Below are 20,907 nucleotides of genomic sequence, written 5' to 3'. Positions count from 1 at the left end.
ATGTCATTAGAGCCTACTTTATGGCTTATACATATAATGTCCATTGTTATTCAGAAGGAGTGTAAGCATTGGGAAAACATCTAATCTGGATTATGGCATGTGTATTCTTCCTTTCGGCTTGTCAAGAACTTACGTTTAAACCTGTCACAGGTGAAAATGATAGTCAGGATGTCATTGAGGAACAGCCTCAGCCTTCTGAAGAAGTAGTAGACAATGAAGTGGTCTTAGCAGAAGAAAAAGGGGTGAGCCTACGGACGAACCCACAAGTCGATAATGACGTGTATCAAGACATCACTGTTGAAATTGAAGCAGATGAGCTCACCAAAACATTCCCTTGGACCAATGTCAGAGAGGAAGACTATTATCCCGAAATGGCATTCGTCGATGTTACGGGTGACGAAAACGAGGAAATCGTCATTTTTCTAACAACGGACATTGAGTCGGGTTTGACAGAGCAAGAGGTTCATGTGTTAACCCAAGATAACCTCAACAAGCTAGATTTAGAGGACCCGTTAGCGATGATCGACAATATGGTAGAATCGAGTGTTTCAGTAGAGGATGAACAAGTTGAAGTCCTCATTCAAGTAGAAGAAAAAGAACTTGAAATGGTGTACGACGAGACGGACGCGGTCATTTGGAACGATGAAGTGACCTTTGGCGGTGGTGTCAACTATGAATTACGCCAATCGACTCTTTTTGCCATATATCCAGGCAGAATATCACCCACTCAGTTTGCCGTGGTCGCAAGGGTTGAATATGATTCTGACCTTAATGTCAAACATATCGAGATTGAAGAATACTAAGATTATTAATAGGATAAGTCAAGCCATAAATCTATTGTCAGAGAGTAGGATTCTCACTTAGGACAGATCAATAAGGAGATGTTAGCGTATGAGCAACGTCAAGGTACAAGAATTGCATACCGAAGGTGACATAAGAGCGGCCTTTCCCATTATGAAACAGTTACGCACTCACTTAGATGAGGGCACTTATCTACAGCTTGTGCAAGCGGCAAGGGAAGAGGACCAATACCGTTTGTTTGCCTTATACGACAGTGGAGACATCGTAGCCGTAACAGGCTTTAAACCGATGATTACCCTGTACTACGGTCGTTTTGTCTGGGTTTGTGATTTAGTAACCGACAACACCAAACGTTCGAAAGGCTACGGAGAGACGCTTTTAGATTTTGTTCACAATTGGGCCAAGGAGCATCAGTATGAGTGTGTCGCGCTGTCTTCAGGCCTGCAGAGGGAGGACGCCCATCGTTTCTATGAACATAAAATGGGCTACGCTAAAGCCAGTTATGTGTTCCGTAAAGTGTTAGAATAAAGCGTATAACCAGGTCCGTATGAAAGGGACAAGAGGACCGATGGTTTGGAGGTAAAGCAATGGCAAAGACGGTTGAGAGCCTATGGAAGAAGTATTTATCTAAAATAGGGGAATCCCCCACAACGACGCAAAAAACATATCAGGCTTGGCATTTCCACAATAACGAGGAAGATGCGAATGCATTAGCAAAGCTGGTGAAGAACAGGGTTAAAACAGCCACGGCTTCCTTGTACCAAGAATACATCGAGGAAAATGAATCATTACCAGAAGTAGGTCAATACAATATCATTACAGACTGGGATGGACACCCGGTATGCGTTATTCAGACCATTAAAGTGGATGTGAAACCTTTCCAGGACGTAGATGAAACGTTTGCTTTTAAAGAAGGAGAAGGAGACAAAAGTTTAAGGTACTGGAGAGAAGCGCATTGGGACTTTTTTTCTGCCCTCATAAAGGAGTTTAAATTTGACATGGCACCATCAAACGAAATGTTAGTCGTTTGTGAGGAGTTTGAGGTCGTTGATGAGATCTAACTTGATATATGTATATTAGTAAAAACCAATATATGTAATATAGTACAGAAAGGCTGCCACGGCGGTCTTTTTGTGTAACCATATATGACTGAAAATTATGAATGTGATCTGTATTGGAACTTTGTCCAACATGTGTCGTCAGTGTTTATGAGAAAAGAATATAGGGAATCATGATGGGCACATATACTTCAGTCCAAGGTGTATGTTATGGAGCTAGCACCTCGCCTGAAGTTGTGCCATTAACACAACTGCATATGCCAAACATACAATACGGAGGGGTCACAAAATGAGAAAAACATTCACGCTCATGCTCATGTTGGTACTTACACTCGGTGTAATGGCCTGTACCAACGTTGAAGAAGAGCCAGAAAATGGACAGACAGAAGAAGGACAGACAGAAGAAGAGGGAGGTTCTCATCAAGAGGGGCAGGATACAGAACCTTTTGATGAAGTGGAAGCGGAATCTATTATGGAAGACTATGAGGAACGTTTTGATCATGTCGTTTCAGACGCTAACGACCAGGGGCAGTTACAATCCTACGATACGGTGGAAGAGGTTCAATCTTACTTTATGGAGATCATGTCCGAGGAATGGGCCACTTGGTTAACGGATACTTATGTGAGAGTAGAGGATGACGGCTTGTACATCGTGCCCACTGAAGGTCCAATGATGTTTTCTAAATCAGAAACCTATGAACTTGAGGAAGTGAGTGCCGATCATTATTTACTGACACAAGAAAGGGTGAGTCCAACATATGGACATGTGACTTATATGGTACATTTCCGACTGGTTCAAGATCGCTGGATCCTTGATACGATAGAAAGTGAAGACATATCTGAGAGAAATGGTGAAGACAATCATGATGAAGCGGCTGGTCTAGAGAGAAAAGCCATCACGATTATCGATATACTGGCCCGCCAGAATGCTGAATCTCTAGCACAAGAGGTACATCCAGAAAAAGGCGTCCTTTTTTCACCGTATGTGCACATTCAAGATGAAACGGTCACCTTTGACAGAGATCAAATGGCCGCTTTCTTTGAGGATACGAATGAATACACCTGGGGCCTTCAAGACGGTAGTGGTCACCCGATAGAGATGACACCAGAAGAGTACTACAACAATTATATTTTCAACCGTGACCTGACCCAAGCGGACGAGGTTGTCGTTGATGGAGAAGAAGCGAGAGGCAGTATGATCAGTAACATCAAGGAAGTCTTCCCTGATTCTCGTGTTGTGGAGTTTTATCTCGAAGCGACTGAAGACGAATTAAATTGGAAAGCCCTTAACCTTGTCTTTGAAAGGGACGATCAAGGGCGTTGGGTGCTTGTCGCTATCGTTAATGATCAGTGGACTGTGTAAAAAATGGGCTTTAAAGGTGAGTTAGAACAAGTTAGTATAAGTAGCGATAAGTAAGAGTAAGTTAAATTTTCCATGGCACTCGCGTACAGCGGGTGCTTTTTGTTTATTTTCTTAAATGTATTATAAATAATACCTCGTTAGAATACACACTCTTATCATAAATAATGCAATCGCCTTTTTTGTGCCTTTTAACCGTATTGGAGATAGATTCCTTTTAGATTCACACTCGTTTCCGTTATAATAGGATAGAAACATACATTCTCTGACAGGTTCAGATACATCCCTATGTTAATATCATCGTAGGAATCTAGAATGTTCATTAACAACACCTATGGCAGAGCTATCTAACAATCAAGCCAGTTTAGAACGCATGGTTAGGGTGGCGTGAACTTCAAAGAACGTCACTATAGCATATATTCAAATCAGAAATGAGAGGGGGCCCAACGTGCGCATTTTACATACCGCAGATTGGCATCTCGGCAAAACCTTAGAAGGGCGAAGCAGGCTGCCAGAACAAAAGGCTTTTTTAGATGAGCTGTATGACATCGTCCAAGAGGAAGACATTGATGTCGTTCTCCTTGCGGGTGACGCTTTTGATACGGTCAACCCATCAGCAGTATCGGAACAGTTATTCTATGAAAGCATCGCTAGAATAGCAGATGAGGGTCGCGTCAAAGTCATCGTCATTTCCGGTAATCATGACCATCCAGATCGTTTGGCGGCTGCGTCCCCTTTAGCCGAAGAACACGGGATAACATTAGTGGGTAAGCCTGTATTCCAATCCTACAAGTTTGATATTCCCAAGCGAGATCAACAATTACATCTAGCCGCGCTTCCTTACCCGTCTGAGTCACGACTCCAAGAGCTATTAGTCCAAAGCCCACACGAGGAGCTGCTCCAAGAACAATATCAACGGCGTGTGCGAACCATAATGGAGCAACTGACAGCAAATATGACACAGGATACGGTGAATATGGCGACGAGCCACCTTTTTGTAGCGGGAGGGGCTTCATCAGACTCTGAACGACCTATTGAAGTAGGGGGAGCGTATACAGTTGACCCTAGCGTATTTCCGGACTGTTTGCAGTACGTAGCGCTCGGGCATCTTCATCGCCCTCAAACGATGCGCAGCCACAGTCACGTGACGAGGTATTCAGGCTCTCCCTTGGCTTATAGCTTTTCGGAGACGGGCTATGCCAAGTCTGTCACCATCATTGATGCCCAACCTGGCGAGGACGTACATTGGCGGGAAATCCCTTTATCGAGTGGGAAACCCCTGGTCAAATGGCAAGCAAAAGAAGGATTAAACCAAGTTTATCAGTGGATTGAAGAAGGAAAAGACAAACATGCGTGGGTAGACTTAGAGCTACACGTGTCCAACGCACTCTCCATGGAAGAGATTCATCGTTTACGGCAGTTACATGACGGCTTCATTCAAATTCGCCCCGTGTTTGACCATATAGAAGACGCAGTGAATACACAAAGACGAGAGCACATACCGATCGATGAGTTGTTTGCCCAGTTTTATGAAAGACAGACGGGCGGAGCCAAGCCTGAAGAGGAACTGACCCAACTGTTTTTAACACTAATTCAAGAGGAGGAAGCTTAACGTGCGTCCAATAGAATTGACTGTTGGTGGGTTACATAGTTTTCGCCAGCCGCAAACGGTAGATTTTGCTACTCTATGCCAAGGTGGTGTCTTTGGTATATTTGGACCTACTGGAAGCGGGAAATCCTCCTTACTAGACGCCATGACTTTAGCCCTTTACGGCAAAGTAGAACGAGCGCTTAATAACACACAAGGGATTATGAACCATGCCGAAGACGAGTTAATGGTCGCCCTCACTTTTGAATTAGGGAAAAAAGGAGAAGGGCGTTACCGAGTAGAGCGTACCTTCAAACGTTCAGGAGACATCACCGTGCGAACGGTGACATGTCGCTTGCTTCACATTAAACAAGACAGTGAAGAGCAAGAAACGATCGTCCTGGCAGATAAGGCGAGTGATGTGCAAGATCAAATATATGGTCTCCTCGGTTTGACGATCGAAGACTTCACACGTGCAGTCGTACTCCCACAGGGCAAGTTTGCCGAATTCTTGACCCTCAAAGGAACGGAGCGGCGGCAAATGCTCCAGCGCTTGTTTCACCTTGAACAGTACGGTGATCAGTTAATAGAAAGGCTTCGTCGTCGGACGCAGCAGGTAAAAGGAAAGATCGAAACGATCATAGCTGAACAACAAGGTCTCGGAGATGCTTCGACTGAAGCATTGCAGGAAGCAGAACAGAAGCTAAAGGACTGGGAAGAGAAAGTGCTCGTTCTGCACAAAGAACGAGAGAAGATGGAGAAAGATTATGAAACCAAAAAACATATCTGGGAGAGGCAACTAGAACGGATAAAAGTGGAAAAACAGCAAGCCGCGCTTGTCTCACAGCAAGACGACATGAAGGCAATGGAACAACGCTTAACATTAGCAAAAGAGGCCATGCGGCTACAACCTTATGTGAACGAATTAATAGAAGCAAGAGAAGCATACGATAGCTGGCGCCAGGCTCTCAAGCTAGCACAGCAACGGGTACAAAAGGCGCAACAACGAGAGAAGGCTGCTTCAGAGCATTATATGGCCGTCAAGGCGGATAAAGAAAAGAGAGAACCTGAATTAACGAAGCAACAGACGCTACTAGAAGGTGCACTTGAGGTCGAGAAGGAATTGACTCAGCTCCTCCAACAACGACGAGAGTGCCAGCAAGAGATTGAAACCTTGAAAGATAAGCAGCAGCAATGTGTCAAGGAGACACAGCAACAGGAGCAACTATTACATAAGGCGCTTGAGAAACAAAAACAGTTAAAAAAACAACGAATGGAAATCCAATACTCACCAGAAGAAAGACGACGTGTAACCCAGGCCCAAGAGGCCTTTCAAGCGTACGGCTATGAGCAAGAAAAGTTAGCAGAGAAAAATAAGATCTATTCACAGCAACAACAGCTTTATACGGCCGCTCTGGAGAAAGTTTCACAGGCATTGGTAGACACCAAGACTTACCTGCAACATGGATTTAAGCTACAAAGGTCATGGCTTTCCTGGTATGCAGAGGCTGAACAAAAGGAAGCGTCCTTGATACAAACCATTCAGCAAACGGATGGGGTGATCCGGCGACTCTCACAAGAGTTAGAGCAAAAACGTCATCAGCATTTAGCTGCCGAACTGGCTGCCCACTTAAAGAACGGGGAGCCTTGTCCCGTCTGTGGGTCTATCGCACATCAACCCACGTCTCATCGGGAAGAAAGTACCCCTCAAGTGGCAGAGCAGGCAACACAAGAGAAGATTGAATCCCTGAGACAGTGGATGACAGAAGCGCAAAGCCTTAAGCAGAAACAACAGTGGTTGAAAGAACGCGCCACAACGGCCATTCATGGCTTTATGACACAGTATCATGAGTGGACCAGTACGATCGATCCGTTACAGGAGATCAGTGAAGCACCGCTGACGGAAGTGCAAGAGAGGTATGGCCAAGACATCGATCAGCTGAAAGCTTGGATGGAAGCGTCTGCGGCAGAGTCTTCATATGATCACAGAGAAGACCCATCTGCGAAAGACCGTGATATAGAGGATCTAGATCACCAGCAACATCAATCCAATCGACTTCAAACGATAAGTTTGGAAGAGGTATACAAGCAAACAGCCTCACTGCAAGAAACGCAGGAAAAGGTGGATGCGTTAGTTCAAAGCCAACATAAGTGGGAACAGGATTTTCAACAGTCTATTAAACACTTACAAGCGCTGCGCTATGATTACCAGTCCAAAGCGTCGGCACGACGAGAAGCGGAACAGAACAAGGAGGCTCAGGCGGCACGGGTGTCTAAGAAACAGGAAGTATGGAGAGAGACGTACCCGACATGGGAGCTGCATAACTTTTCGGACGTTGTACAGGCTTACCACAAGCGTGACGAGGAAATGACCTCCCTGCAAGAACGGATTGAGAAAAGCATCCCATTTATCGAAACCAAAGAACGTGAAGTGAAAGAGGGAACCCAACAACAACACGAGCTGGCACAAAAACTCGCACAACGAGAGTCAACGTATCAGCACGTGCATCACGAAGTCATGCTGCGTGAACAACGTATTAAGGCCTTGGCCCAAGAGGGGAGTATCCAAGATAAGTTGTCGGAGGTGAAACAAACCCTGCAAACAATTAAAACGCAGGAAGCCCGATCATTTGACGCCTGGCAGGAGGCTCGTACGCATTGGCAGCAAGCAGAACAAGAGGTGGCCCTTTCAACCCAATCACTTGAGCAGGCCAAAGCTCGTGTAGCTAAAGCAGAAAAGCAATGGAATACAGCGCGAGAAGGCGCTCAAATACAACGAGAAGAAGATGTACAGCAGTATAAGCAAGCACAGGAGGAGATTGAGAAACAGGAACAGGAGCTACAAGCGTATGACGAAGCGTGGAAGCAAGTAAACCAAACGCTACAGGTCATTGACGAACAAATCAAGGGTCAAAACATCACAGCGGATGAGTGGCAACAAATAAATGAACAGAAAACGGACGTTGAGGCCCGATATGAACAGGCGCTTGAGGAACGCGGGGCCGCCACGAGAGAAAAGGCCGCTTTACAAGAAAGACACGACCGTTACATGCGCTTAGAGGAGGAACGGGTCAAACAGGAGCATCAGCTCGAACAACTGGGCAAACTGCAACGGGTTTTCCGTGGGAACACGTTCGTAGAGTTTATAGCTGAGAGACAATTGATGCAAGTTTGTCAGGATGCGAGTCAAAGATTAGGGAACCTCACGCGTCAAAGGTATGCGATAGAGGTCGATTCCCAAGGGGCTTTCCTCATACGTGATGATGCGAACGGAGGGGTGAAGCGCCCTGTTTCAACTCTGTCAGGAGGAGAGACCTTCCTAACCTCACTCGCCTTAGCGTTAGCTCTTTCGGCACAAATACAACTGAGTGGCCAGTATCCACTAGAGTTCTTTTTCTTAGACGAAGGATTTGGGACGCTAGATCAAGAGATGCTAGACACGGTCATCACGGCGTTAGAACAATTACAAACGGAAAACTTGTCTGTGGGCGTGATCAGCCATGTGCCAGAGTTACGGGAGCGACTACACCGACGTTTAATGGTCACACCTGCAGAACCGTCAGGAAAAGGAAGCCGGGTGCAAGTGGAGACGCTGTAATGTGGAATCACGCCACAGTCAAAATGAAGCTAGAAATGTAAACATGAATTGAAAGGAGGGCACGCCAATGTCGATCCAATTTTTAATCGGTCGTTCAGGCAGCGGAAAAAGCACGTGGATGCGAGAACAAGTGAAGCAACAATTAGAACAAGAGCCCAAAGGCGATCCTATTATTTTTCTCGTCCCTGATCAGATGTCATTTCAGATTGAATACGACATTTCCTCAACACCGGCACTAAAAGGCATGTTACGGGCACAAGTGTTAAGTTTTTCAAGGATGGCCTATCGCATTCTGCAAGAGGTGGGTGGCATCGCCAATGTCCCCATAGATCAAGTGGGTGTGACTATGCTGTTGCGCAAAATCGTAGAAGAACACCGTTCTGATTTAAGAGTCTTTCAACGCTCAGCCGATCAATTTGGTTTCCTAGAGCAGCTAGAGCAAATGATGACCGAGTTGAAGCGTTATCAGGTCAATTTTGACCAGCTCCAGGAGGAAGAAGTAGGCACGAATCCTCTATTACAGGATAAATGCCATGACCTACAGCTGATTTTTGAGCGCCTGCAACAGGCCCTCTGGGGTCAATACGTGGACGCAGAAGATACCATGCGCTTACTTGCAGAGAAACTCCCATTCTCAGATTACATACGTAAGGCGAGTATATATGTCGATGGCTTTCATCAGTTTACGCCACAAGAGCGGGATGTGATTCGGGCCCTTATGAAAACGTGCCGGCAGATGACAATCTCCCTCACCTTGGACCCTGCTGTGGCCCAGAGGAGGGAAATCCCTGATGAAACGGCGTTATTTTATCCGACAGCACAGACGCACCAACAACTGCTAGATATAGTGGCTGAAGAACAACTCACCCTACGCGAAACGATCTTCTTTGAGGAGGGTCGGCGCCATCAATGTGTGTCTGCGCTACACCATTTAGAGCAAGGGTTTGATCACAGTCCACCACCGCCGTTCACGGAGACGGTCGAGGACCAGATTGAACTGAGTGCAGCTGTCAATCGCCGTGCCGAGGTCGAACACATGGCCAGGCAGATGTTGTCACTCGTAAGAGATAAAGGCTATCGTTGGCGAGATATCGTCGTATTAACCAGAGATCTTTCCCTGTATCATGATGTCATCGAGAACGTATTCGCTGAATACGACATGCCGGTGTTTGTGGACCAGAAGAAAACGATGCTCCATCATCCCATCGTGGAATGCATCCGTTCAACCCTAGATGTGATTAATCAAAACTGGCGGTATGACGCTGTGTTTCGTTGTGTCAAAACCGATTTATTATACCAATGGGAAAATGAAGCAGATCTCCTAGAGAAACGCGAAGCCTTCGACCAACTTGAAAACTACGTCTTGGCCCACGGCATTAACGGAAACAAATGGAAACAAGAGGACGTTTGGCAGGGCTTAACGTATCGCTCTTTAGAGGAGGAGCATGACGCTGTATTCGACGATGAAGAGGAACAAAGACAAAGAAAAGCGCTACGGGATCAGATTGTGACACCGATCTCAGCATTAGAGCAGCGACTGCGACAAGCCCCTCATGTGAGAGCGATGTGTGCGGCGCTGTTTCAGTACCTTGAAGATATACAAGTGCCTCGTAAAATGGCGCTATGGAAGAGTCAGGCTGAAGCTCAAGGCAACCTAAGATTAGCCCGTGAACATGACCAAGTATGGGGCGCCATAATGGATTTACTAGACCAGTTAGTCGAAATGATGGGAGATGAGCATATATCGCTTGAGCTTTTCGCCCAGTTCATGGAGTCCGGTTGTGAAAGACTACGCTTTGCGCACGTCCCACCAGCCATCGACCAAGTTGTGGTTGGAGACATGGAACGCAGTCGTTTTTCAGATAGTAAGGTTGTCTTTCTCATGGGTGTCAACGACGGTGTGTTACCAGCTAGAACGGAGGAGGAAGGCATCGTTACGGATGATGAACGGGAATGGCTGTCTGAAGCAGGGATGGGATTGGCCCCATGTCAGAAAGAAAAACTGGCATTAGAAACGTTTGGTTTTTATCTTGCCGTCTGTGCCCCATCTGAGCGACTGTTTGTGAGTTACGCGCTCGCCGATGCGGAAGGGAAATCGTTACAGCCCTCTATCTTCTTGCGCAAAATCACGTCACTCTTTCCGGAGCTAACCGAGCAACTGGCGGTGCAAGATCCTTACGAACAGGCGGAAGCCGAGCAATTGGCGTTCATTCAGCGACCATTTAAGACCCTATCCTCCCTTACATCCGTTTTACGCCATTGGCAGAAAGGGTACCCATTGGCGCCTTTTTGGTGGGATGCGTATAACTGGCTAGTGAAGGATGAGCATTGGAGAGATGAAGCGAGACGGACACTCAAAAGCTTGTTTTACCGTAATGAAGCAAAACCGCTTAAGCGAGAAACAAGCAAGCAATTATATGGTGATCGGATACGGGCGAGTGTGTCACGTATGGAAAAATTCCAAGCCTGTCCGTTCTCTCAGTTCCTATCACATGGCTTAAGGTTGAAGGAACGTCGCGTATTTCGCCTTGAAGCGCCTGATATCGGGCAATTATTTCATGCTGCTTTGAAAAAGATTGATGATCAGCTGCGATATTCAAAACGTCAGTGGCATGAGTTAAGCAAGGACGAGTGTAGAACTCTAGCGAAAGAAGTGGTGGAGCAGATTGCGCCACGATTACAAGGGAATATTCTATTGAGTAGTCATCGCCACCAGTACATCAAAAGAAAGCTCCAACAAGTGGTCGAACGTGCGTCGGACGTGTTACATGAGCACGCCAAAGGGAGTCAATTCTACCCCATTGGCATGGAAGTTGGATTTGGACCTGGCGAAGCGCTACCCCCTCTTCATTTTACGTTGCCGAACGGGGTTAGTATGGAGGTTATCGGGCGTATCGACCGTGTGGATCGTGCAGAGGAGGCAGGGCACTTATATTTACGTGTCATAGACTATAAGTCTAGCCAACGTGATGTTGATCTCAGTGAAGTCTATTACGGTATGTCCTTACAGATGTTAATGTACCTCGATGTGATTATCACATACGCTGAACGTTGGTTGGGTCAACAAGCGGAGGCTGCTGGGGTGCTGTACTTTCATATTCATAACCCGATCCTTAATAAGACTGGCCCTGTACCTCAGGATGTTGTCGATCAAGAACTGTACCGTCAGTTTAAAATGAAGGGACTCGTCCTTGCGGATGAAGATGTGGTTAGAAGCATGGACACTACACTGGACACCCAGTACTCCGACGTCATCCCAGTGGCGTTGAAGAAGGATGGTAGCTTTTACAGTAATTCAAAAGTAGCTAGTCGTGAGGAATTTGACTACCTCAGGGCGTTTGTACGGCAACAGGTCGAGGACATCGGGATCAAAATCACAAACGGGGACATCGATATTGCACCGTACCAGTACAAGCAACGAACCCCGTGTACATTCTGTTCCTTTAAGTCGGTGTGTCAATACGACCAAACGTTAGAAGAGAACCAATATGACACTAAGCGCCCCCTTTCTAGACAGGGGATAATGGATAGCTTAAGGCAGGCTACGGAACAGCATACAGAGAGCACAGGAGACGTCAGCGTCAGAAGGAGGGAGAGTTAGGCATGCAGGATATGAGAATCGATATTCCCCCTAAGCCAGAAGGAAGCTTATGGACGGATGAGCAATGGCAAGCCATTAAAGCCAAAGGGCAAGATATTTTAGTTGCCGCTGCAGCAGGTTCGGGTAAAACAGCCGTTCTCGTGGAGCGCATGATTCATCGCATCTTAGACACGGAGGACCCGGTGGACGTCGATCGTCTGCTCATTGTGACCTTTACTAACGCTGCAGCAGCGGAGATGAAGACTCGAATAGGGGAAGCCCTAGAACAGGCATTAGAGCAAAACCCTGATTCTTTGTACCTCAAACGTCAATTGACACTTTTGAATAAAGCGAGTATCTCCACCCTCCACTCGTTTTGCCTAGACGTCATGAGGCGCTACTATTATCAGTTAGATTTAGATCCCAAATTCAGGGTTGCTGAGGATACGGAAGTGGCACTGATTCAAGAGGAAGTGTTTGAGACGTTATTCGAAGAATGGTACGCACAGTCTGATCATGAGGCTTTTTACGATCTCGTGGATCGTTTTAGTACCGATCGTTCTGATATTGATTTACAGCGACTCGTGTTACAACTCTATCATTTTTCTCGTAGTCACCCGTTCCCGAACCAATGGTTGGCCCATATCGTACAAAGCTATCAAAATGTAGATGATTTCTTCGCATCATGCACCAAAGCACTATGTGACCATATCCAAGGCGAATGCCAAAGCTGGTTAGACCAAATCGATACAGGACTGGCACTCACCCAGGAACTGGATGGACCAGAGGCTTACGCTGTGAATCTTGAGGCCGACCGCCAGATTATCCTAGAACTATTGCAAGCCGCAAGTGAAGGGTGGGACAGTCTCTGCACAGCTTTTGAATCTGTTAGTTTTGGTCGTTTAAAGGCTTGTAAAGGCGACCATATTGATGCGCAGAAGCAGAACAGAGTGAAACAGTTGCGAGATCGTATTAAAAAAGAGGTCAGCAAACGGCAAGAAGAATGGTTCTCACGTCCCAAAGAGGCTCACAAAGAAGACATCCTCAGCATGGGTCGCCACATCCAAACGCTTGTCTCTTGTGTCCAAGCGTTCGCCACTCGATATGATGAAATCAAACGTAAGAAGGCGATCGTTGATTTCTCTGACTTAGAGCATCTGTGTTTAGACATTTTAATGCAGGAGGGATCTACACTCGAAGCGCCTATGCCTTCCGAAGTGGCCTTAAGTTATAAGCAGAGGTTTGCTGAGATTCTTGTGGATGAATATCAGGATACGAATCTTGTACAGGAGACGATATTACAGCTCATTCGTCAGGATGACCCAGGGAATCTGTTTATGGTTGGGGACGTCAAACAGAGTATTTACCGTTTCAGGATGGCTGAACCGGGTCTATTTATACAGAAATACAAGCATTTCACACCGATTGATGACATGTTGAAAACGGACGGTCCCCCGCCAGCCATGGAGGAGGACATGCAGCGTCAGGACGACCCACAGCAAAAAGATGATGACCCACAACGGGATAACACCCAACAGGAGAACCCTCAACGCCGCTCTGCAGGGGCAGGTGTACGGATTGATCTCGCTCGCAACTTTAGAAGCCGTAGAGAAGTTTTAGAAGGAACGAACTTTCTTTTTTATCAATTAATGAGCGAACAACTCGGTGAAGTCCCTTATGATGAAGCGGCCGCACTCAAGGTGGGGGCCTCTTATCCAGAGGAAGACGTACCTGTGGAAGTGGCCATGATTGATCGCGAGGAGCTCGATGTCGAGGCGAAGGGTCATGCGTCCACTTCTACTAAGCAAAATGACTTTGTGGAAGATACAGAGGACCCAACGATAGACTTAGAAAATGTACAGCTCGAAGCGAGGTATATAGGTCAAAAAATACGTACCATGATTGGACATGAAGAGGATGCACCTACGCAAATCTATGATACTAAAACCCAACAGTATCGCTCCTTACAGTACCGTGATATTGTGATTTTACTCAGAGCGACCTCGACATGGGCCCCCGTCATCTTAGAAGAGCTGAAGCAACAAGGGATACCCGCTTACTCTGAACTGACGACTGGATATTTTGAGGCGACGGAAGTGGCCATGATGCTATCCTTGTTAAAAGTGATTGACAATCCTTATCAGGATATTCCGTTTGCCAGTGTCCTTCGATCTCCATTTGTTCAGCTAGACGGTGAAGCGTTGGCGCACATTCGCATACATCAGCAAAAAGGAAGCTTCTATGAGGCCTTTCGCGCATGTTTAACCTCTCCTGAAGGGGACTCAGAGGACTCAGACCAAGCGGTGAGGGATGCGCATAAAAATGACTTAGACGATGTAGAAGAGGCAACCGGCTCAATCCATTTAGAAGCGCCACATGGAGATACAGACGCTAGGCCCGTTTTCACCTCTGAACTGCAGAAGCGATTGTACCACTTTGATAAGCAGCTACAACAATGGAGAACGAAAGCACGCCAAGGTTCGCTCGCAGACCTGATTTGGCAGATTTATCAAGATACAGGGTATTATGACTATGTGGGTGGGATGCCTGGCGGTCAACAACGCCAAGCCAACTTACGCGCGTTGTATGATCGCGCCCGACAGTATGAATCAACGTCTTTTCGCGGGCTGTTCCGTTTTCTCAGATTTATTGAGCGGATGCAAGACCAGGGAAGAGACTTAGGGACGGCACGAGCCTTAGGTGAGCAGGAGGACGTTGTTCGCGTCATAACCATACACAAGAGTAAGGGACTTGAGTTCCCTGTCGTGTTTGTAGCAGGTTTGAATAAAAATTTCAACCGTATGGATCTGAATCAAAAGGTCCTGTTACATAAAACGTGGGGATTGGGTACGCGCGTCATTGATACGGAACAAAGAATTAGCTATCCTACATTACCCTATGGATTGTTAAAACAGCAAATGGAAAAAGAAATGTTAGCAGAGGAAATGCGCGTCTTATACGTGGCCTTGACGAGAGCGAAGGAGAGACTTGTCCTCGTAGGAACACTAAAGGAGACGATGAAGCATATCGGGGCCTGGTTGGAACACGCTCATCACAGGCGTTGGGTACTCCCAGATTTGATTCGTTTGAAAGCAAAGACGTTTTTTGACTGGATGGGTCCGGCACTCGTTCGCCACCGTCATAGCCATCCTGTCTTTGAAAAAGCACAGGTGGCCACACCCGCAGGAGAGCATCACTTAGGGGATCATGTGTCCTCTTGGCGCTTAACCTTCGTGCCTGCCTCTACGTTAGTCGCGGTCCATACAACTGATCAGCAAAAGCAGGAGGCGCGTTTGGCTGACATTCAGGCGGTCAATCCCGTACCGGAAATGACCGAACATGCTGAAGAGATTCACCGGAGACTCACTTGGCAGTATCCTTCTCACCTAGCGCAAACCATGCTAGCCAAACAATCGGTGACTGAGATTAAAAAACAGCAAGAGTGGAAGATGTTTCAGGAAGAGACATTGGAAATGAGTCCAGTCTTGGGTGAAGCGGAGCAACAACAGCCTATTGTGGATCGTCCACGTTTTTTGCAGGCCCATTCGCTGACGGCTACAGAAAGGGGAACGGCTGTACACGTCATCATGCAACATCTGCCCTTAGGTCAGTCGATGAGCATGGCAGACATGCAACGTTTTGTGCAAACCTTAGTAGATAGAGAACTACTGGACCCTACTGTAGCCGAGGATATCGATCTAACGCCACTAGTGGCGTTCTCAGACAGTGATATTAACCACCGATTGCAGGAAGCCAGTTGGATTGAAAGAGAAATGCCCTTCAGCTACACATTGCCTGCAAGTGACATACAAAAGCTTAAAGGTGAACAAGTCACCACTCACCTGACGCAACTATCTGATGACAAAGTGCTCATGCAAGGTGTCATTGACTGCTTATTCGAGCATGAAGGGGAATTGATCTTATTGGATTACAAGACGGACACGATCCATGGTCCATTTCCTCAAGGCTTTACCCAGGCAAAGCCTGTCTTAGCTAAACGGTATGAACTGCAGTTGAATTTATACGCTAAAGCAATAGAAGACATTTGGCAACAACGCGTCAAAGAAAAGATATTGTACTTCTTTGACGGCGGCTATGTGATTAACGTAAATGATGCCAACGTTTATGAAGTTCAAGATGAATAAATAAACACAAGCAATCTATAACAATAGATATAATTTCTTAAAAACGCACGAGCGTTACGTTGAAGAAGCATTCATTTCAGCAAGTAAATCATACTCACTAAAATCACTAAAATCACTAAAATCACTAAAATCACTTTAAAGTAGCTTTACACACGGTGGACACGTACAGGGCTTTTGATCGCTGTATTTAATGTGTGTGAAGTTACTTTTTTTACATCGTCTCATCATCTAACCTGTAAATTTATCAGCAACTGAACTTGCGCCAAAAGAGTGTGGCTTAATGATCGCTTCGTAACCGACAGCGGTGACCCACCCCACGACTTCTTGTATCAGCATCCGTGTTTCACCATGTTGCCCCACGTCGATATGCACCTCAATGGGCCAATCTTGGAGCAAGGACACGATGCCTTTCTCTTTGAGGTGGTCGATGAGATTCAGGCTCAATTCCGTCTCTTTGTAGATGCGACTACGTAGATCTGGGATGCGTTTGACTCTCAGTTTTCTGTAAAAGAACCGAGCCCCTTTGCCTTCACGGTGGACAATTAAGGCGGAGACAAACGTCGTTTTATTTTTCACTGTTTGTGAGTCTGTCCCAATGACAATTTTATATTTGGCTTTAGGGTCTTCTTCAATAAAGGTTTGGATATTATACGTAATCTCCTGTAAAGACATCCTTCCATGACTGGGACTTATAAAATCCACTCGCAAATCCCCTTTCTGAGAAATATGTTTATATTAGTGTATGGCACACATGATGGTGGTGCTCCTTAACGAGACCCATATCGTCAGTCGTCTATCTCTGTGAAGTTTTCCTGAGTTGTAAAACTAACCTTAGGTCACTGACGCGATGTCCTGCTTGAATAAGGCGTCTTCTATATAGATGCTATCACGTTCAACAGCTTCTTCATCTGCCAGGACAAGCCCCATAGGGGAGTGGTGGGTGTTGTTTTGGACCATCGTGAACGGACAGTTATACTTTGTTGCAAGCTGAATGTACTTGGATAAGTAGCTATAGTCTAAATGGCCATTCAGATACATATGCACTTGATCTAAGGATAAAATCCCTTTCATTTGTTGCTCTACCTCAGGATAAACATCCTTTTCTTTCACCTGGCTCATAGTCAGAGCGATATAAACTCTTTCTCGCAAGGTGGACAGGAAAAGTTTACGTTCCTCAGGTTTCGTCTCTGGTGTACCGTAAATGCCTTGCTTTAAGATATGTTCTATTTTTTCTTCCGACAATGAAGGGCCTCCTCACTAAAGACAAGTTCTTTTTCAGTATCTCTCTAAATAACGGATCTATGAATATGGATAAAATTGGACTAGGGATGAAACAGTAACGTCTGGCTAAACTAAAACGTAAAGATGTGTAGCCAACGATGACGATGAATGAATGTATTGGGTTGGAGGGTGAGAGTCATGTACATTCAGCAGGTAGACACGTTTCCTCTGTTATACCGCATAGCTAAACCGTATGGAGATGCCAATGGTCTAAAAGAATATCGGTCGTGTTATATCATACGTATCACAACACAAGACGGGGTACATGGCTGGGGTGAATGTATAGATTGGCTTCCCACGTTACACCTAGGATTTGAGAAAAGGATCATTCCTTACTTGATCGGGCAAAGCGTTCAGCAACACACCATGATTGTCCAAACCATTAAAAAATGGCACCACCGAGCAGCGAGTGCTGTGAGCATGGCTTTAATGGATCTACTGGCACAATACGCCCAAGTTCATTTGACTGATCTATATGGTGGGATGCTCAGGGAGAACATACCGGTTTACGCCTCATTTCAATCTTATTCCGATCAAACGGATTGGATGAATCTTTCCTTGCGAAAAATTGAACAAACCCTTCAAAATAACTATTCGATGCTCAAAGTCAAGATTGGGGGACGCTCATTAAAAGAAGATCAAGCTCATATTAAGCAGTGTATGGACCTTATGTCTGGGCAGGATGTCCAACTAGCAGTTGATGCGAACCAAAGCTATGATTTGTCAACTGCGAAACGTTGGACAACGTTGTTTGAACAGTATGAGCAGTGGTTATGGTTTGAAGAGCCCTTACCCCTTAATGATATAATAGGATATCAAGCGTTGAATGCCGCTTTATCTCTTCCCATTGCAGCAGGGGAAAACTTAACCCAAGCCCCTGACTTCATCCCTCTCCTTTCCAAAGTAGGTGTAGACATTTTTCAACCGGATATTGGGCATCATGAAGGGTTAGATGAATATCGAACAACAGTTAATATGGTCCGTGCCCATGGCAGGAGAGTATCTCCTCACGCTTTTGACGGTGGCTTATCTCTTTTACATGCCTTGTGTATCCAATGCTGCTTGCCGTCATCTAGCAAGATGGGGGGAGACGATATAGAACCTGTTGAATGGGACGTCATGGAAAATCCATTCCATGACCTTATCCCGATCAAACCCCGCAATGGCGTTGTTCACGTTCCCAAAGGTATCGGGTTAGGTGTTGAATTGAACCAAAAGTTGCTTCAGCAATATGCGTGGGACGGCAGTCTGTATCAAGCATAGTTTGACAAGCATAGTTTGACCTCAAGTCAATGCAGTCTAATAGCCAGCCTCCAGTGAGTAAAAGGGGACAAGGTTATGGCATCATATAAAAATGATAAGAGTAAACATATAGAAATGAAAAAGTAAACATATAGAAATGAAAAAAGAAAGCTTATAAAAATGATGAGAAATACGAATAAAAAGATTTTAATGAATAGCATATAGTAAGGACGTTTATACCCTGGGCTTATACGCTATCACCCTAATGACTCGATAAAGGAGGATGACCATGATCAGTGACAAATTGCATGAGAAGCTCAATGACCAAATGAATTACGAATTTTTCTCATCGAGTTCCTACTTGGCTATGGCCGCTTACTGCTCTGCCCAAAGTCTAGACGGGTTTGCCCACTTTTTCATTGTTCAATCAGAGGAAGAGCGTTACCATGGGATGAAGATTTTTCACTTTCTGAACACGATAGGTAAACGAGCTAAAATTACGGCTACGACAGAACCGAAAAATGATTTTCAGTCGGTCTTAGATTGTTTTGAGAAAAGTTTACAACAGGAAAAAGAAGTGACGAGAAGGATTTATGAACTGTCCGATATTGCCCTTAATGAAAGAGAACATGCCACGATCAACTTTCTGAAGTGGTTCATTAACGAACAAGTTGAAGAGGAAGACCATTTTGACTCTATTATTCACAAGTTAAAACGTATCGATCAAAACAGCCATGCGTTCTTCATGCTTGAGCAAGAGTTTGCGAAGCGAACATTTTCACCCTCCGAATAAAACCGCAACCAACCCAAAAAAGCAGGATGCCCGCTTATCCTTGGAACCATAAGGAGCGGGTATTTTTTTGTCTGTCATAAATGGTGATGTGCAATACAGAAATGAGAGTCCCTTTACGGTAACAAACATGGTGCTGAATACGAAGGATATATAAAGGTTTTTTCTTTTGTCATTTTTTGTTGAAAAAAGAGGAATTTGACCATTTTTAGCGAATTAATCATACATACGAAGGATATCTCGTAAGAAAGCCTTTTCAGTCTAGCCTCTATTAAATGTACCATCATTTTCTACGGGGCGTGTGAAAAGGAGTCAACAGTGAACGTGTACAAACACGACTGTACGAGACATTATAGGGCTACTAAACCATACAAAAAATAAAAAGATAGAAGAGAGGGAATGGGTATGAGTACGTATCAGGCATTAGCATTATTTCAATCCATTAAAGACAACGAACTTTCTGAAGTGAAAAAGCAGATCGAAAGCGATCCTTCTTTATTAAAAGCAACAGACTTAGACGGCGTTTCAATCGTCATGACAGCCGTTTATTATGGGGCAACGGATATTTTGGAGTACATTATGTCTAAAGGACATGAGCTTACGATTTTTGAAGCGGCTGCAGCGGGTAGGCAAGATAGAGTTCAAGCGTTACTAGAGCAGGATCAGTCTATCGTTGCATCCTACAGTCCTGATGGATGGACGCCACTCCATTTGGCTTGTTTCTTTGGGCACTACGAAGTGGCTGAGTTTCTTATCCAACATGGTGCGCCGGTTGATATCAGAACAAAAAATGAGATGGACAACCTGCCAATTCAAACCGCTTCATCGAACAAAAACCTAGAAATTGTCGCGCTACTATTACAAAATGGGGCGGATGCTAACGCCAAGCAACACCATGGTGGCTTCACGCTTTTGCATGAGGCTTCTTTACTTGGAAACGTCGAGCTGGTCAAGTTACTACTCAAGCACGGAGCTGACCCACATATAGCTAATGAGACAGGTCAAACCCCTATAGACATCGCTAAAGGACAAAACTTTACAGAGATACTAGCACTTTTACAAGATGTTAAAGTGTAAAACGGCGTTGATCCTATAGTGACAATCCATTGCCTCGGCAACGAGCATTTATTTTTTACCATTTCTACCATTTGATAAAAATGTCATTTTAAGCAAAATGACGCCAACCCCAGTCTAGATAGGCTGGGGTTTTGTATTGAAAAAATGCTTAGACCCCACATCGACTTATTGGTACAATAGCAGTAGATCATGTGAAATATTCAATGACTCTTTTTAACCTTGGAACCGTTTGCACGCTGAAATGAATGGAAGGTCAGAAAAGGGAATAGAGAAACGAAAACTAGACATGAGAAGGATAAATTAACAAATATATGCAAATAAAACGTTATATGCATGACAAGACAAGAGTTGAACACGCACTGAACGATTAAGAAAGTGGATACATTC

The 20,907-nt window shown here is 45.2% G+C and carries 13 protein-coding genes; 11 read left to right on the top strand and 2 right to left on the bottom strand.

Annotation, left to right across the window (positions count from 1 at the left end; genetic code table 11):
- Positions 1-68: 68 nt before the first annotated feature.
- The 8 genes from JKM87_RS14975 to addA all read left to right on the top strand — a co-directional run bounded on the left by JKM87_RS14975 (position 69) and on the right by addA (position 16,130).
- Positions 69-803: a hypothetical protein gene (locus tag JKM87_RS14975; RefSeq protein ID WP_202081177.1), complete on the top strand. Its 735-nt coding sequence runs from the start codon at positions 69-71 to the stop codon at positions 801-803.
- 88 nt (positions 804-891) lie between these two features.
- The gene (locus tag JKM87_RS14970; RefSeq protein ID WP_202081176.1) at positions 892-1,329 is read left to right on the top strand and encodes a GNAT family N-acetyltransferase; all 438 of its coding nucleotides are present in this window, start codon (positions 892-894) and stop codon (positions 1,327-1,329) included.
- Positions 1,330-1,388: 59 nt separating this feature from the next.
- A complete protein-coding gene (locus tag JKM87_RS14965; protein WP_202081175.1) occupies positions 1,389-1,862 on the top strand; it encodes an ASCH domain-containing protein in 474 nt (157 codons plus the stop codon).
- 286 nt (positions 1,863-2,148) lie between these two features.
- Positions 2,149-3,222 carry a hypothetical protein gene (locus JKM87_RS14960; RefSeq protein WP_202081174.1) on the top strand — a complete coding sequence of 358 codons (1,074 nt, stop codon included), beginning with the start codon at positions 2,149-2,151 and terminating at the stop codon, positions 3,220-3,222.
- A gap of 445 nt (positions 3,223-3,667) precedes the next feature.
- Positions 3,668-4,831, top strand: a complete 1,164-nt coding sequence (locus JKM87_RS14955) for an exonuclease subunit SbcD (protein WP_202081173.1) — start codon at positions 3,668-3,670, stop codon at positions 4,829-4,831.
- A gap of 1 nt (position 4,832) precedes the next feature.
- A complete protein-coding gene (locus JKM87_RS14950) occupies positions 4,833-8,405 on the top strand; it encodes an AAA family ATPase (protein ID WP_202081172.1) in 3,573 nt (1,190 codons plus the stop codon).
- Between the two features lie 67 nt (positions 8,406-8,472).
- On the top strand, positions 8,473-12,006 hold the full coding sequence (gene addB, locus JKM87_RS14945) for a helicase-exonuclease AddAB subunit AddB (protein ID WP_202081171.1): 3,534 nt from the start codon (positions 8,473-8,475) through the stop codon (positions 12,004-12,006).
- Positions 12,007-12,008: 2 nt separating this feature from the next.
- On the top strand, positions 12,009-16,130 hold the full coding sequence (addA, locus tag JKM87_RS14940; RefSeq protein ID WP_202081170.1) for a helicase-exonuclease AddAB subunit AddA: 4,122 nt from the start codon (positions 12,009-12,011) through the stop codon (positions 16,128-16,130).
- A 228-nt stretch (positions 16,131-16,358) separates the two neighbouring features.
- Here the strand turns inward: addA and JKM87_RS14935 are convergent, their stop codons facing one another.
- Positions 16,359-16,832, bottom strand: coding sequence for a ribonuclease H-like YkuK family protein (locus tag JKM87_RS14935; RefSeq protein ID WP_202081169.1), 474 nt, complete (start codon positions 16,830-16,832; stop codon positions 16,359-16,361).
- A 129-nt stretch (positions 16,833-16,961) separates the two neighbouring features.
- Positions 16,962-17,372: a YueI family protein gene (locus JKM87_RS14930; RefSeq protein WP_202081168.1), complete on the bottom strand. Its 411-nt coding sequence runs from the start codon at positions 17,370-17,372 to the stop codon at positions 16,962-16,964.
- A 177-nt stretch (positions 17,373-17,549) separates the two neighbouring features.
- Here JKM87_RS14930 and JKM87_RS14925 point away from each other — a divergent pair, with 177 nt between their 5' ends.
- The 3 genes from JKM87_RS14925 (at position 17,550) to JKM87_RS14915 (ending at position 20,520) form a co-directional block, all read left to right on the top strand.
- Positions 17,550-18,674, top strand: a complete 1,125-nt coding sequence (locus JKM87_RS14925) for a mandelate racemase/muconate lactonizing enzyme family protein (protein WP_202081167.1) — start codon at positions 17,550-17,552, stop codon at positions 18,672-18,674.
- 268 nt (positions 18,675-18,942) lie between these two features.
- Positions 18,943-19,446, top strand: a complete 504-nt coding sequence (locus JKM87_RS14920) for a ferritin (RefSeq protein ID WP_202081166.1) — start codon at positions 18,943-18,945, stop codon at positions 19,444-19,446.
- Positions 19,447-19,848: 402 nt separating this feature from the next.
- Positions 19,849-20,520 (top strand): ankyrin repeat domain-containing protein, encoded by a 672-nt coding sequence (locus tag JKM87_RS14915; protein ID WP_202081165.1) that lies wholly within the window; start codon positions 19,849-19,851, stop codon positions 20,518-20,520.
- The last annotated feature ends 387 nt before the right edge of the window (positions 20,521-20,907 follow it).

The organism is Caldalkalibacillus salinus (assembly GCF_016745835.1).
In the GTDB taxonomy this organism is placed as follows: domain Bacteria; phylum Bacillota; class Bacilli; order Caldalkalibacillales; family JCM-10596; genus Caldalkalibacillus_A; species Caldalkalibacillus_A salinus.
Note: the sequence above shows the minus strand (reverse complement) of the source record. Positions and strands in the feature narration are given on the sequence as shown.

What these genes read in the sequence shown, in the direction of transcription:
- addA (WP_202081170.1), top strand. Translation starts at nt 12,009, where the DNA reads ATGCAGGATATGAGAATCGATATTCCCCCTAAGCCAGAAGGAAGCTTA.
- JKM87_RS14970 (WP_202081176.1), top strand. Translation starts at nt 892, where the DNA reads ATGAGCAACGTCAAGGTACAAGAATTGCATACCGAAGGTGACATAAGA.
- JKM87_RS14965 (WP_202081175.1), top strand. Translation starts at nt 1,389, where the DNA reads ATGGCAAAGACGGTTGAGAGCCTATGGAAGAAGTATTTATCTAAAATA.
- addB (WP_202081171.1), top strand. Translation starts at nt 8,473, where the DNA reads ATGTCGATCCAATTTTTAATCGGTCGTTCAGGCAGCGGAAAAAGCACG.
- JKM87_RS14960 (WP_202081174.1), top strand. Translation starts at nt 2,149, where the DNA reads ATGAGAAAAACATTCACGCTCATGCTCATGTTGGTACTTACACTCGGT.
- JKM87_RS14925 (WP_202081167.1), top strand. Translation starts at nt 17,550, where the DNA reads ATGTACATTCAGCAGGTAGACACGTTTCCTCTGTTATACCGCATAGCT.
- JKM87_RS14915 (WP_202081165.1), top strand. Translation starts at nt 19,849, where the DNA reads ATGAGTACGTATCAGGCATTAGCATTATTTCAATCCATTAAAGACAAC.
- JKM87_RS14920 (WP_202081166.1), top strand. Translation starts at nt 18,943, where the DNA reads ATGATCAGTGACAAATTGCATGAGAAGCTCAATGACCAAATGAATTAC.